We start from the raw sequence: 13585 nt of genomic DNA, 5'->3' as shown, positions 1-13585 counted from the left end.
ATGAAAATATACTTAAATAAAAAAATAAAATATATTACACTAGAAATAATAAAGACAGCTGGTAGCTGTCTTGCTATAATTCTAATTCATTGTTCATTATACAATATTATTAATTTGAAAACAATAGAAATTTATTATATTAAATGATAGAGTTTTATTATCGTAGATTATATTGTATAAATATCTTTCATTATATTAATGGTAATTTTCAAGTTTTAAACTGATTAAATATAATTATTTATATAGTAGTAATTGTTTTTGTTCTATTATCATTGAAAGATATAACATTCATTTTAAAGTTTCTATTTTTTAAAATCAATGGGAACTAAATTGCTTTTCAATACTAATTTGTTCTTATATTGATATTAATCTCCTATATATTCTGCTTATCAAAGATTAGACATTTTTTTAAAATATTTTCAAACATTAGTAAAAATGTTAAGATTTATTTATTAAATTTTATTAAATAATAAAAATTTGGAGTAAATATTATGAGTAAAAATAAGAAAAAGAATGAAAATATTGGTATTATAATTTTTATTTGTTTAATAATTATTATCACTATTATATTTTTGATTAAGTCATTATTTAAAGGTTTAGAAAAATGAATTGTTAATAATGTTTGAATAACTATAATTATTATATTTTCTATAATTATTGTTTCAATTTTAACTACTATTATATTGACAAATAAATATTTAAAATATAAAAAAAATTATTTTAATTTAGAAAAAAGTAAAGAAATAGAATATTCTTATCAAATGATAGAATTAGAAAATCGAATTAAAAATTATGAAAAAATTTTGAACATCCTTATCAATATAATGATAATTTAAATAATACGTTAGGTATTAAAGGTGAATTAATTGTTAAAGAAAAAATAATAAGTATGTTTAATGAAGAAGATTTACAATTATTTAACAATTTATATTTACCATCTATTGAAGGAAAAATTAATCAAATTGATCATTTATTAATTTTAAATAGTTGTATTTTTATAATTGAGACTAAAAATTGATCTTTAAAAACTTATGGAGATTATTTTTAAAAAAACTGAATCCAATATCATGGTGAAAGACAAGAATTTATTCCATCACCTCTTTATCAAAATAGAAGTCATGTTAGAACTATTCTGTATCTTTTAAAAAAAGAAAACATTAATTTAAAACAATTTAAATTTTTTAGCCTTGTAGTATTTGTTCAAAATAATTTACAAATTACTGAAAATAGTAACTTAAAAATAAATGAGAAAGCATTAAATTTATTTGAATTATCTGAATATATTAAAAATAAAATTGAAGAAAATTCAGGAAAATGTACTTCTACTTCTAATAGTCAAAGAAATATAATGAATCAAATTATTTTAAATAATAATAATCCAGAAAACATTCAAATTCATAAAGAACAATTAGACTATTAAAAACACAGTTATAAGCGAACAAAATTTAATAAATTAATTTTTCTAATAATTTTCTGTCCTTGAAATTTTAATTAAAAAAATGTATTTTTATTTTCTGTTCTTAATTTTTAAATATAAAAAAACCTGAAAAATTTTCAGGTCTTTTTACATTATATTACTCAATAATCTTGGAAGTACTGTAGAGTATATATAAAAAATAATAAGAATGTTCAGTTAATAAACAATTTAATCCTAACATTTTTGAAATTATTTTCTTAAAAAAATAAAAATAACACTTAATAATGAAAAATATTATAAAAAGAGCACCAAATAAAAAAGAATGTATAATAAATAGCAGAAAATAATTTATATTTTTTAGAAAATTATCTAAAAGGGGAGAAAACATTATATGAAAAATATAAAAACATTATTACGATTAATGGCTGCTACTGCTTTAACTACAACTGCAGCAAGTTCAATTGTTGCCTGTGACTTTGAAACAAAAGCACCAATATTAAATGGTAAATATGCAAAATTATTAGGATGATATAGTGATGAAAATACAAGTTTAATTAATCAAGAATTAAAGAAGGATGATACTACTGGTAAAGAGAAGTATTCAATTGAGGCTGATGACACAAAAATTATAATGACTAATTTTAAAAACAGTTTATTAAACGCAAACGAAATTAGAAATCCAAATCAAGCAAAAGATGCTGATGCTGCAGCATTTTTGAAAGAATTAGGAATTACAAGTGGTAGTGAAAATGAAGAATATTCACCTGATGATGTTAAAAAAATTACTACCTTATCTGCAAAAGTTACAAGTACTGAAGCAGGTAAAACTGAAGAAAATAATACAGGAACTGATTTTAAAGTTCTTGTTGGTACTTGTAAAATTGATATTATAAGTAAAGATGATGATAGTGTATTAAAATCTTATACTATCAATACTGCTAAAAATGATGGGTTATACATTTCAAAAATAGTTATTACTGAACTTATTAGTGATAAAAATGGTTTAAAATTAACTGCTGCGCAAGGATTTAAACAAGGTGAATCTGTTACTGATTTTAAATTAGTAATAAAATCAGAAAGTAAACAAAAACAATTTGATTCTCTAGTTCAACTATTAAATACAAATGTTAGTACCCAGTTTCATGCTAGAGTTGCTGATGGTCTATTAGTAACAGGAAATTTTAGAAATTTAAAAGTTTATTTAGCAATATATTTTGGTGATGTTCATCTTTTACCTAGAATAGACTGTGGTATACCATCAACTGTTTAAATCATTAAATATTTTAAAAAATATAATGACAGTTGTTGTTAATTATCATATTTTTTTGTTACTATTAATATAAATGAAAATTATTAATAATTAGACATTTGAAATCGATAGTAATTAAAGTGATAACATTGATAAGTTAAAAAACTAAACTTTAAATGAGGACACAATTGTATATTTCAATTTTATTAAGTGATATTATTAATTATAAAAATTAAAGAAGGAGAAAAAAAATGTTAAAAGCAGGAAGTATATTAATATTTATTGTTTTTATTTTAGAATCAATATTTATAATTCCTTTATTATGAACAATACCCGGTTTTATTTTATACAAAAAAGTAAGTAAAGGTGAAGCGACTACTGATCAAAAAATTGCTTTAGCAATATTAGGAATTATCTTTGGTGCTGCATTAGGTATTATTGGTGGTATTTTTATATTAGTTGATTTAAACAATGATGAAAATAAAATCCAAAGATATTAATAAAAAAACATCATTAATTAATGGATGGGTTACACTTTATTGGACACTAATTACGTAGACAAGTGAACAAATTAGTTAAAAGAAAGGAAATATAATTATGGCCAATATTAACTCATATAATGATGAATTTAAAAAACAAATAGTATCTTTATATCAAAATGGCAAATCAGTATCTTGCCTTGCTAAAGAATACAACGTTACAAGAGCAGCTACTTATAAATGAATTAAGCAATTTACAAATTCAGGCAGTTTTAAAACTAAAGATAATCTTTTGGATTTAGAAAAACAATTAATTCAAGCAAATAAAGAATTAAAACAATTAAGAATGGAGAATGATATTTTAAAGCAAGCAGCACTAATAATAGGCAGAAAGTAGAGATTATTACAAATAATAAATCTAAATATAAAATTCGTCCAATTTGTCGTTTTTTAAAACTTTCTAAATCAACATATTATTTTAATTTAAAGAAAAAAGAAGATAAAATCAAAAATAATATGTATGATGAAGCTGTTATTAGTGCTTTTAAACAAAATAAAGAAGTTTATGGAACAAGAAGATTAAAAGTCAGTCTAGAAAATAAAGAAATTTATTTATCACGCAAAAAAATTAAAGAAATTATGAATCAGCATAATTTAATATCAAAATACACTAAATTATCATTTAAAAATCATCATAACAAAGTCAATGATAGCCAAATAAGCAATCTTGTGAATAGAAACTTTAATAATAGGCTTAAAAATGAAGTTATTGTTAGTGATTTAACTTATGTTCAAGTTAATGGTAAGTGAAACTATATTTGCTTATTAATCGACCTATTTAACCGCGAAATTATTGGACATAGTGTTGTAGGTACTAAAAAAGATGCATCATTAGTATATCAAGCATTTATGCAATCAAATCGCTGTTTAAAAGATATTCAAATATTTCATAGTGATCGCGGTAATGAATTCAATAATAAAACTATTGATAAACTTTTATTAGCATTCAATATTACCCGTTCTTTAAGCAAAAAAGGTTGTCCTTATGATAATGCTGTTGCTGAAGCAACTTTCAAAACTGAATTTATTAATGATAAAAATTTTACATCATTAATCCAATTAAAATTAGAATTATTTGATTATATCAATTGATACAACAACATACGAATCCACAGCACTTTAAACTACCTAACTCCAGTTAAATATCATGAAAAAATGTCTACCAAAAAATAGTCCTAAAAAGGGTTACCATTCCATTAATGATGTTTTTTATTTTTTTAAATAGTTTTCCATTGGTTTTAATAAAAATTATTATATAATTTTTATAGTTTGATTTAAAAACAACTTAAAATTATTAACTAGGAGGAAAACAAATATGGAAGTTATTATTTTAGAAGCCACAAATCTGATGAATGAAATAATTTTACGTTATAAAAATGAAATTAACAAAATTCGCACCAGAAGAGCTAATCCTAATATCTTAGAAGGAATTAATGTTAGATGTTATGGTGGTGTTGATAGTTTAAGTAATATTGCCCAAGTTAAACTAGCAGAAGCACATCAATTATTAATTAAACCATATGATCGTAGTTTAATTAAAGACATTACAGAAGCTGTTACAAAAGCTGATTTGAAATTACAAATTAAAAGCGAAGCAGAGAATATACGTTTAATTTTCCCACAATTAACAGAAGACGTTCGTAAAACTTTAGTTAAAGATTTGAGTAAAAAAACTGAAGAATATAAAGTTAAAATCCGTAATTGTCGACGTGATGCTGTTCAAAATCTGAAAAAAATAAAATTACCAGAAGATCAAGAAAAGCATGCAGAAACTACAATTCAAGATTTAACTGATAGTAAAATTAAAGAACTTGTATTAATAGAAAACAATAAAAAAGCCGATTTAATGAAAATTTAGCAATAAAGCAATAAATAGTTAGGGGTTAAATATTGTGAAAAAAAAGATAATAAATAAAGAAAATATAAAATCTAAAGTTTCTTTTTTTGCAAAACTTAGTAATTTTTTTAGAACCTATCGAAATCGTATTCTTACAAGCTTTATGTTAATTGCTTGTGGTGTATTATGAATGTTTATTGGGGCAGTTTATTTAGAACCAATTTTTGGTAATAAACCACAGTGATCAGCGTATACATTTATGATAATTAATACTTTAATTTTTATTGGTTGTTTATGAGAAATTATTAATTTAAAAAAAGAATCAAATTGATCAATTGTACTTAAAATTTCTATAATTTTAACAGGAATCATACTTTTATGAGTTCCGCTTGGTAAAGAAACTTTTGGTCCATATATTTATAATCATTATTGATTTGAAACTTGAATGACTTTATTACTTTTCATTTGTATGTTTATTTTAATTGCTTGACGAAGTAAAAATTTTCAATTAAGTGATGTTATTTTTATTTTTACTTGAATTATTTATTTAGTGTTTGTTGTTAAAGCTGTTAATTTTTTAATGTTATCAGAAATTAAACTTTCAAAACTAGGATGACCAACATTATTGTTTTTATTCATTATTGTTATGTCTAATGATGTTGGTGCTTTTATTGGTGGTATAATTTATGGTAAAATAAAAATGGCACCAAGTGTATCACCAAATAAAACTTGAGAAGGTGCTATTACTGGTTTAATAACAGCAATTATTTTAAGTATGATAACAGTAACTGTTTTTTTAGAAACAAGTAATTATAATCCCTTACCTTTTTTAGAAGTTAATAGTAAAGCACCAATCTATATTGCTTATTTTGCTACTAGTTTTATTCTTTCAATTGCTAGTCAAATGGGTGATTTATTATTTTCTTATTTGAAACGTAATTATCATGTTAAGGATTTTTCAAATATTCTACCTGGACATGGAGGATTATTAGATCGTTTAGATTCATTTTCAACAGTAGTTATTTTTGGTTTTCTAATTACTCTAGCAGCTATTGCTTAATATATAAAATTTAAGGATGAAGTTATGTATATATTTTTTGCCATTTTAATTGGTTTATTTACAATATTATTTTTAATTACCTTGCATGAATTTGCTCATTTTGTAATTGCTAAATTATCAGGAGCATATGTATATGAATTTGCTATTGGTATGGGACCAAAACTTTTGCAGTGAGGTAAAAAAGAAACACGTTATACTTTAAGACTATTACCATTGGGTGGTTATGTTTCTATTGCTTCAGAAATTGCTGATGCTCCTAAAGGACGAGAAGATGAAGTAATTGATAGTAAACGAATGATGGAAAACTTGCAACGTGGTAAAAAAGCAGCTTTCATTAGTGCAGGTGCACTAATGAATTTATTATTAGCTTTTATTTTATTAATGATTGGATATGGAATTTATCCACATAAATATGATCCTAACTTGCCACCAACCTATGCAACAACAGGACCATTATATGAAGCTGTTCAAAAATATAATAAAGATAATCCAAGTTTACCAATTTTAGATACTGATGCTATTACTGGTATTTATAATACTGGTGATATTGAATCTAAACAATCAATTAAATCATATTATGATTTACAAACATGATTAAGTAAATATAATAAAAAGACTACTAATGGTACAGTTATTGCTGACTACAAAATTACTTTTGATAGTAAAGATGATAAAACTGTTACTTTTAAACCTGTAGAACAAAAAGGAGTATTATTCATTGGTGTTAGTCAAGGTAGTTATTATTTAAATGCAGGGCAAGTTATTAGTAATGGTATCATTGATACTTTTAAAGATAGTTACAGTCTTTTACAAGCATTAGGACAATTAGTTACTTTTCATTGACAAAATTTATCAGGACCTGTTGGTATTGTTAAATCAACTAATAGTTTTTTAAATCCTGATTTATCATCAACACAAGCAGCAAGTACATATTTTCGTTGAGCAGCATTATTATCATCTAATTTATTTTTATTAAATATGTTACCAATTCCGCCATTGGATGGTTATAAATTTGTTGAAAATGCAGTTGAAGCGGTAACAAGAAAAAAATTAAATGAAAAATATAAAATTATTGTCAGTATTGCTGGAGCTATATTATTTTTAGTTATCTTTATTGCTATTACTATTAAAGATATATTTTTTTAATCTTTACTTTATAATAAAATCCTATTATAAATAGGATAATAAATTTGAATGAAAAAGTTTTGAGCAATTTTCTTAATTATTTATATTTTAAAAAAATAAAATAGTTACTATTTTAAGTGAACAATATTGTTCACTTTTTATTTTGAAATAAAATCTATAAGTATAAAAACTAAAATTTATATCGATTATTTGCTCCTAAGAGAATTATTTTTTCTTCAACAAATTTCTGAATAGCTATCATTGCATTTTCTATTAAGGTATTAATATTAGATAAATTAGAGTTAGTTTGCAAACTTTTTTTTAGACTTTCAACATAAATCTTTCTTAAATCACTGCTAATATTAACTTTAGTAATACCAGCTTTAATTGCTAGAGTTAATTGTTCATTATTAATAGTAACATTATCATGTAATACTAAAAAAATTTCAGGCATTTTAATAGCAATTTCTTTAATTAGAGAAATTTTTAAATCTTGTCTATTATCTTGATGATGACTATTGATAGCAGTAAATACAAGACCATTAATATTAGTTTTATTTCTAAATAATATTGCTTGTTCAATTAAATTAATATCATTAGTAATATCTCCTTTTGTATTATTGTAAAAAATCTCTGATTCAACAATAATACCCAAAGGAGCAGCAAAATGAACAATATCTTTAGTTTTTTCAATATTTTCTTTAATTGGATAGTTACTGTAATTTAACATAACTGAACTAAAATCAGATGTAATTTTAGTTTTAATAAAGTGTGGATCAAGACAGTGGTCTAGTTGTAAAAAAATTGGTACTTTTGCACGATTAATAACATTGTTAGTAATAGCAAGTACATATTTTAAATCAATACAATTAATAGTGTTAGGTGTTATCATTAAACATATTGGTGCTTTTTGTTTTTCGGCTGCATTAGTAATTGCAATTAACATTTCTAAATTATCAAAGTTAAAACTTGGGATTGCGTATTTGTTAATTTGTGCATGTTTTAACATTGTTTTCAAGTTAATTTTCAATTACAATCACCTAACTTTTCTTTTTTATTTAATTATATCAATAATATTTATCATGTAAGGAATATAAGATATATTTTAAATTTTTACTTTTTTCTTTTCTTTTTAATTTTGCTTTTCTTTTTTTTATTAAGTTGACGTAATATTTTTTGATAAAAATCATATAAACGATGTTCAGAAGTTTGATAACGTTTGAACATTAAGTTATTAATTCAAATATAAAAATATTGTAAACTGAAAACTAAACCAAAAACAAAAACAACGGCACTAGCAGCGATTAATCATCCATATTCACCATTTGAATAATCAAAGAAAAAATATGGATATCATGTATCTCTTGGTGGATGACCAGTTTCTATAAAATCTAAATAACGTAAATGACCTCTAATTAGAATAACAATACAATAAATTGCTGGATAAATAACAATTAATCATAAATATATTTTATGTTGTTGTTTCATATTAATATATTTATGACCTGATGTAACAATAAAGCTAGTAATCATAATTATTGGCATTAATAAGTGTAAAATTAATGTTGCAATTCAATTATAAGCACTGTATTGTTTTGGATCTTGCTCAGCAGTGAAAATACCTATTCAAAATACTAACATCGTAATAGTAATATAAACAGTTACTGCTAATCGAGTTTGAAAACTTGGTTTAGTACCACGAAAATAAGAATCAAATAAATAAACACAAAAATAAATAACAACCATATAATTACTCTCAGTAGTAAAAAAAGCATAGTAGTTACTTACTCGTTCACCATATCCTAAATCTTCAAATTTTTCCATTGGATAATATATTGCACTAATTAAATCAATAATTAAAAATAAAATTATCATTATTAATGCAGATAAACGTATATAAAAGTTGGCTTTGTTACTTAATTTATACATAATAATCCCACATCTTTTCTTTTTTCTTTGTATTATAATTCTAACATTAATTGTGTATTTTCTTCTAAATGTTCTAATACTCCTAACTCATTTAATAGTTGATAATTAGTTTTAGTAATATTAGTTCGTAGTTGTAAATCATTTTTTGAAGTAATTGCTTGTTCACTCCTTGCTTTAACAATTGAATTAGCCACAATTTCACCCAATCCATCTAAAGTAATAAAAGGTGGTAAAATTTGTTTTTCACCATTTATTACTTTAACTTGAAAAAGTTTAGCATCAGAATGTTCTAAACTAATATTGCTAAATTTAATATTTCTAGCATTCATTTCTAATGCTACTTCTAATAATGGGATTAAATCTTTTTCTTTAGTAGTAACTGTATTTTTTTGACCATCATTTTTTCTTAATCTGTTATTAATATCTTTTAATTTATTAGTAATAGCACCAATGCCTTGTAACATAGTTTTAATATCAAAAATTTCACATCTTGTTGTAAAATAAGTAGCATAATATTCATGCGGATAATAAACTTTAAATCAAGCTACTCTTCATGCCATTAATACATAAGCAGTAGCGTGTGCTTTAGGAAACATATATTTAATTTTTTTGCAAGATTTAATGTATCAATTAGGAACTTTCTTTTCTTGCATTAACTTTTCATATTCTTGTTTAATGCCTTTTCCTTTACGGACATCTTCCATAATGTTAAAGGCAATTTTTGCTGGTAACCCTTGATATACTAAATAAGTCATAATATCATCACGACAACCAATTACATCTTTTAGTTTTAAACCTTGTTGTGAAATTAATTCATCAGCATTATTTAATCAAACATCAGTACCATGTGATAAACCAGATATTTGTACTAATTCAGAAAATGAAGTAGGTAATGTATCACTTAACATTTTACGAACAAAACCAGTACCAAATTCAGGGATACCAATTGCTCCTGTTTTTTCGCCAAGTAAATCATCACTAGTAATATTTAAGGCACTTAAATTAGAAAATAATGATAAAACTTTTTCATCTTGATTAGGAATAGTTTTTGGATCAATACCAGTTAAATTTTCTAACATTTTTAATGCTGTTGGATCAACGTGACCTAGAATATCTAATTTTAATAAATTATCATGAATAGCATTAAAATCAAAGTGGGTAGTTTTTCATGTAGAACTAGTATCATCAGCTGGAAAATTAATTGGTGTAAAATCGTTAATATTATATTCTTTTGGTACAACAATAATACCACCAGGATGTTGACCAGTTGTTCTTTTAATACCAACACATCCTTGACTTAGTAACTCTAGTTTTGCTGCACGCATATCTGATTGACCAATTTTTTCTGCATAAGCTTTAACATAACCATAAGCTGTTTTATTGGCAATTGTTGAAATTGTTCCAGCACGAAAAACATTTTCTTCACCAAACATTTCTTTAGTAAAATCATGAGCTTTATTTTGATATTCACCAGAAAAGTTTAAATCAATATCAGGTGTTTTATCACCATCAAATCCTAAGAATGTTTCAAAAGGAATATCATGACCATCAGTAATTAAATCAATATTGCATTGTGAACATATTTTTTTTGGTAAATCATAACCACACTTATAAGAACCATTACTAATAAATTCACTAGTTTTACATTGTGGACATAAATAGTGTGGTTGTAGTGGGTTAACCTCAGTAATGTTAGCAAAAGTAGCTACTAAAGATGAACCAACTGAGCCACGACTACCAACAAGATAACCATCTTGTAAAGATTTTTCTACTAATTTGTGTGCAATTCAATAAACAACAGCAAAACCATGAGTAATAATTGCATCTAATTCGCGAGTTAAACGTTTTTCTACATATGTTGGTAATGGATTACCGTAACGATTTCATGCTTGTTCATAACAAAGATTACGTAATTTAGTATCAACATTAACAATACTTGGTGTAAATAATCCATCTTTAATTGGTTTAACCATTTCAAATTGTTTTGCTAATTGCAAAGGATTATTAATAATAATATCATTAATTAAATTAGGGTCATCTAAAAAGTTAAATTCTGTTAACATTTGATTAGTAGTTCTTAAATGTTGATCGGGATATGATGTAACTTTACCTTTACGATCAAATAATGGGTGTAACAAACCACCAATTGCTTTACTATTAATAATAACATCACGATACATTTTTTCATGGGGATGTAAATAGTGGGCATCGCTAGTAGCAATTACTAATTTATTTAATTTAAGAGCATTATTAATAATTTTTTTAATAGTATCATGTAATTGTTCTTTAGTAATATTTCCTAACTGTATTAAGTGTTTATAAACAGCAGGTGGTTGGATTTCAATAAAATCAAATCATTTCATTATTTTAATTAGTTCTTCTTCACTTTTATTTAATGCTGTTTCAAAAACAGCACCATTTATACAACTACTACCAATTAATAATTCTTTTCTATTTTCATTAATTGCTTCTGATATGATTTTTGGTGTTTTATAAAAATACTTTGTATGAGATAGTGAAACTAATTGATATAAATCTTTTAATCCTAATTGATTTTTTGCAAAAATAGTAATATGTTCACCACGAAGTTTAAAATTAATTTGTTCATTAATTAAGTTATTAATTTCTTGTAAATTAATACAATTAAATTCTGTTTTTAATTGTTGTAACATTTTTAAAAATACTTGTGCTAATACATTAGCATCATAATCAGCACGGTGGGCAATTTCATCATCATATTTAATGCCATAAGTACGACAAATAGTACCTAATCGATAATATTTTAGTTGTGGTAGAATTGCTCTAGATAATTGCAAAGTATCAATGACAGGATTATTTAAAGGCATGAAACCCAATTGTTTCATTGCTGCTTGTAAAAAACCAAAGTCAAAGTTAGCATTATGAGCAACTATTGTTTTATTGCCAATTATTTCAATAATTGTTGGCAATATTTGTTGTAATGTTTGTTTATCTTTTAACATAACATTGGTAATACTAGTAAGTTCAGTAATATGTTCAGGTACGGAATTATTTGGTTTAATTAAAATTGTATCTTGTTTTAAAATCATATTGTCTTTAACAATTGTATAACCAAATTCAATAATTTCGTGGTAATTGGTTGATAAACCAGTTGTTTCTAAGTCAAGAACAATGTATTCTAAATCTAATAATGATGTATTAATATTATTTTTAGTAATACTAATATTATTGGGGATTAAATCCATTTCAACACCATACATTACTTTTAAGTTTGGATGTTTTTTAGCGGCATTAGCAATATCTGGGTATGCTTGTACATTTAAGTGATCAGTAAAACCAATTGCTTGGTGTCCTCATTTAGCTACTTGATTAATATAATCACTTGCTGAAGTAATACCATCCATAGCACTCATTTTAGTATGAGTATGAAATTCAATTCTTTTAGTTTTAGCATCATCATTATTGTTAGTATTTTTATTATTTAAATCAATAATTAAATCATCAATTCATAGTACTTGTTCTTTACTATAATTATCATAACGACTATTAGCATTAATTTTTATTCAATCATCAACTTTAATATTATCAAATTTCTCATCTGGTTGATCGCTATTAATAAATGCTTTGCAAGTAATTGCATCACTATAATCAGTAATTCAAAATGAATAAAATCATTTTTGAGTTTTAGTTAAAAATTTATTAATTTTAAAAACTTTACCACTAATAATAATATTGGGTTCATCGCCAATGATATCTTTAATGCTATGAGTTGGGTCTGTTATTTCTAAATTAACTTTTGCTTTTTTGCGATAAGTAGTTGTATTAAAATTTTTACTTATATTATTGTTAGGAATTTTAGTTTTTAAATTGTTAGTAATTTTGATAATTTCTGCTTTAGATTCATTTTCATAACTAATAAATGGTTGCTCTGCTTTATTTATTTTAGTTTTTAATTGAATTTTTTTAAAACCATATTGTTGAAAGTAGTTAATAAATTGTAAAAATTCATTAGTTATTAATTTTTCTTCAATACTATTATGAATGGTAATGGTAATAATATTATTTTTATAATTAATTGCTGAGTCGGGTAAAGAATAATAAATGCCAGCTAATAGTTGCAATTTATGAGTTTTAATATAATGAAAATATGTTAATACAGTTGATTCATCAGCAGTAAGGGAAACATTAAAATCGACACTAATATTCGAAACAGGTAATTTTTCAAAATGTTGTTCAAAACTTTTTAAAGTAGTAGTTGTTAGAAAATTAGGTAAGTTGATGGTAATTATTACTTGTTGATTATGATGAAAATATTGTACTTTTTTAATAGTAGCATGATTAAATTCATTATTAACATCATTAAAATCCATTTCATGGAAAAGTTTTTGTAAATCTTGATTCATATATTTTTCCCTCTCTTAATACTAAATAATTGACAATAATAACTATA

11 protein-coding genes are annotated in these 13585 nt (G+C 23.9%); 8 read left to right on the top strand and 3 right to left on the bottom strand.

The window, feature by feature from the left end:
* The first annotated feature begins 491 nt into the window (after nucleotides 1-491).
* The 8 genes from ACI2WJ_RS05850 to ACI2WJ_RS05815 all read left to right on the top strand — a co-directional run bounded on the left by ACI2WJ_RS05850 (nucleotide 492) and on the right by ACI2WJ_RS05815 (nucleotide 7248).
* Nucleotides 492-836 (top strand): hypothetical protein, encoded by a 345-nt coding sequence (locus ACI2WJ_RS05850; RefSeq protein WP_400255116.1) that lies wholly within the window; start codon nucleotides 492-494, stop codon nucleotides 834-836.
* Nucleotides 791-1048, top strand: coding sequence for a nuclease-related domain-containing protein (locus tag ACI2WJ_RS05845; protein WP_400255252.1), 258 nt, complete (start codon nucleotides 791-793; stop codon nucleotides 1046-1048). The genes ACI2WJ_RS05850 and ACI2WJ_RS05845 overlap by 46 nt, the downstream gene beginning before the upstream one ends.
* Before the next feature lie 760 nt (nucleotides 1049-1808).
* Nucleotides 1809-2687 (top strand): hypothetical protein, encoded by an 879-nt coding sequence (locus ACI2WJ_RS05840; RefSeq protein WP_400255115.1) that lies wholly within the window; start codon nucleotides 1809-1811, stop codon nucleotides 2685-2687.
* A 230-nt stretch (nucleotides 2688-2917) separates the two neighbouring features.
* Complete coding sequence (locus ACI2WJ_RS05835) at nucleotides 2918-3166, top strand: hypothetical protein (RefSeq protein WP_252319735.1); 249 nt, start codon at nucleotides 2918-2920, stop codon at nucleotides 3164-3166.
* A gap of 97 nt (nucleotides 3167-3263) precedes the next feature.
* Nucleotides 3264-4378 (top strand): IS3 family transposase gene (locus ACI2WJ_RS05830; RefSeq protein WP_400255114.1). Its coding sequence is split into 2 segments (ribosomal slippage): nucleotides 3264-3507 and nucleotides 3507-4378, totalling 1116 coding nucleotides; the frame shifts between segments, so codons are not numbered across the junction.
* A gap of 142 nt (nucleotides 4379-4520) precedes the next feature.
* Nucleotides 4521-5063 carry a ribosome-recycling factor gene (locus ACI2WJ_RS05825; RefSeq protein ID WP_400255113.1) on the top strand — a complete coding sequence of 181 codons (543 nt, stop codon included), beginning with the start codon at nucleotides 4521-4523 and terminating at the stop codon, nucleotides 5061-5063.
* A 34-nt stretch (nucleotides 5064-5097) separates the two neighbouring features.
* On the top strand, nucleotides 5098-6102 hold the full coding sequence (locus ACI2WJ_RS05820; protein WP_400255112.1) for a phosphatidate cytidylyltransferase: 1005 nt from the start codon (nucleotides 5098-5100) through the stop codon (nucleotides 6100-6102).
* 24 nt (nucleotides 6103-6126) lie between these two features.
* A complete protein-coding gene (locus tag ACI2WJ_RS05815; protein WP_400255111.1) occupies nucleotides 6127-7248 on the top strand; it encodes a site-2 protease family protein in 1122 nt (373 codons plus the stop codon).
* Nucleotides 7249-7417: 169 nt separating this feature from the next.
* Here ACI2WJ_RS05815 and ACI2WJ_RS05810 read toward each other — a convergent pair whose 3' ends face one another.
* The 3 genes from ACI2WJ_RS05810 to ACI2WJ_RS05800 all read right to left on the bottom strand — a co-directional run bounded on the left by ACI2WJ_RS05810 (nucleotide 7418) and on the right by ACI2WJ_RS05800 (nucleotide 13538).
* Entirely contained in the window at nucleotides 7418-8257 is an 840-nt protein-coding gene (locus ACI2WJ_RS05810) for a class II fructose-bisphosphate aldolase (RefSeq protein ID WP_339040029.1), read from the bottom strand.
* Between the two features lie 83 nt (nucleotides 8258-8340).
* Nucleotides 8341-9156: a Pr6Pr family membrane protein gene (locus ACI2WJ_RS05805; protein ID WP_400255110.1), complete on the bottom strand. Its 816-nt coding sequence runs from the start codon at nucleotides 9154-9156 to the stop codon at nucleotides 8341-8343.
* 32 nt (nucleotides 9157-9188) lie between these two features.
* Complete coding sequence (locus ACI2WJ_RS05800) at nucleotides 9189-13538, bottom strand: PolC-type DNA polymerase III (protein ID WP_400255109.1); 4350 nt, start codon at nucleotides 13536-13538, stop codon at nucleotides 9189-9191.
* Between the last annotated feature and the right edge of the window lie 47 nt (nucleotides 13539-13585).

The organism is Spiroplasma endosymbiont of Cleonymus obscurus, from assembly GCF_964273375.1.
Classification (GTDB): Bacteria; Bacillota_I; Bacilli_A; order Mycoplasmatales; family VBWQ01; genus Spiroplasma_E.
This window is presented reverse-complemented; position numbering and strand designations above follow the sequence as displayed.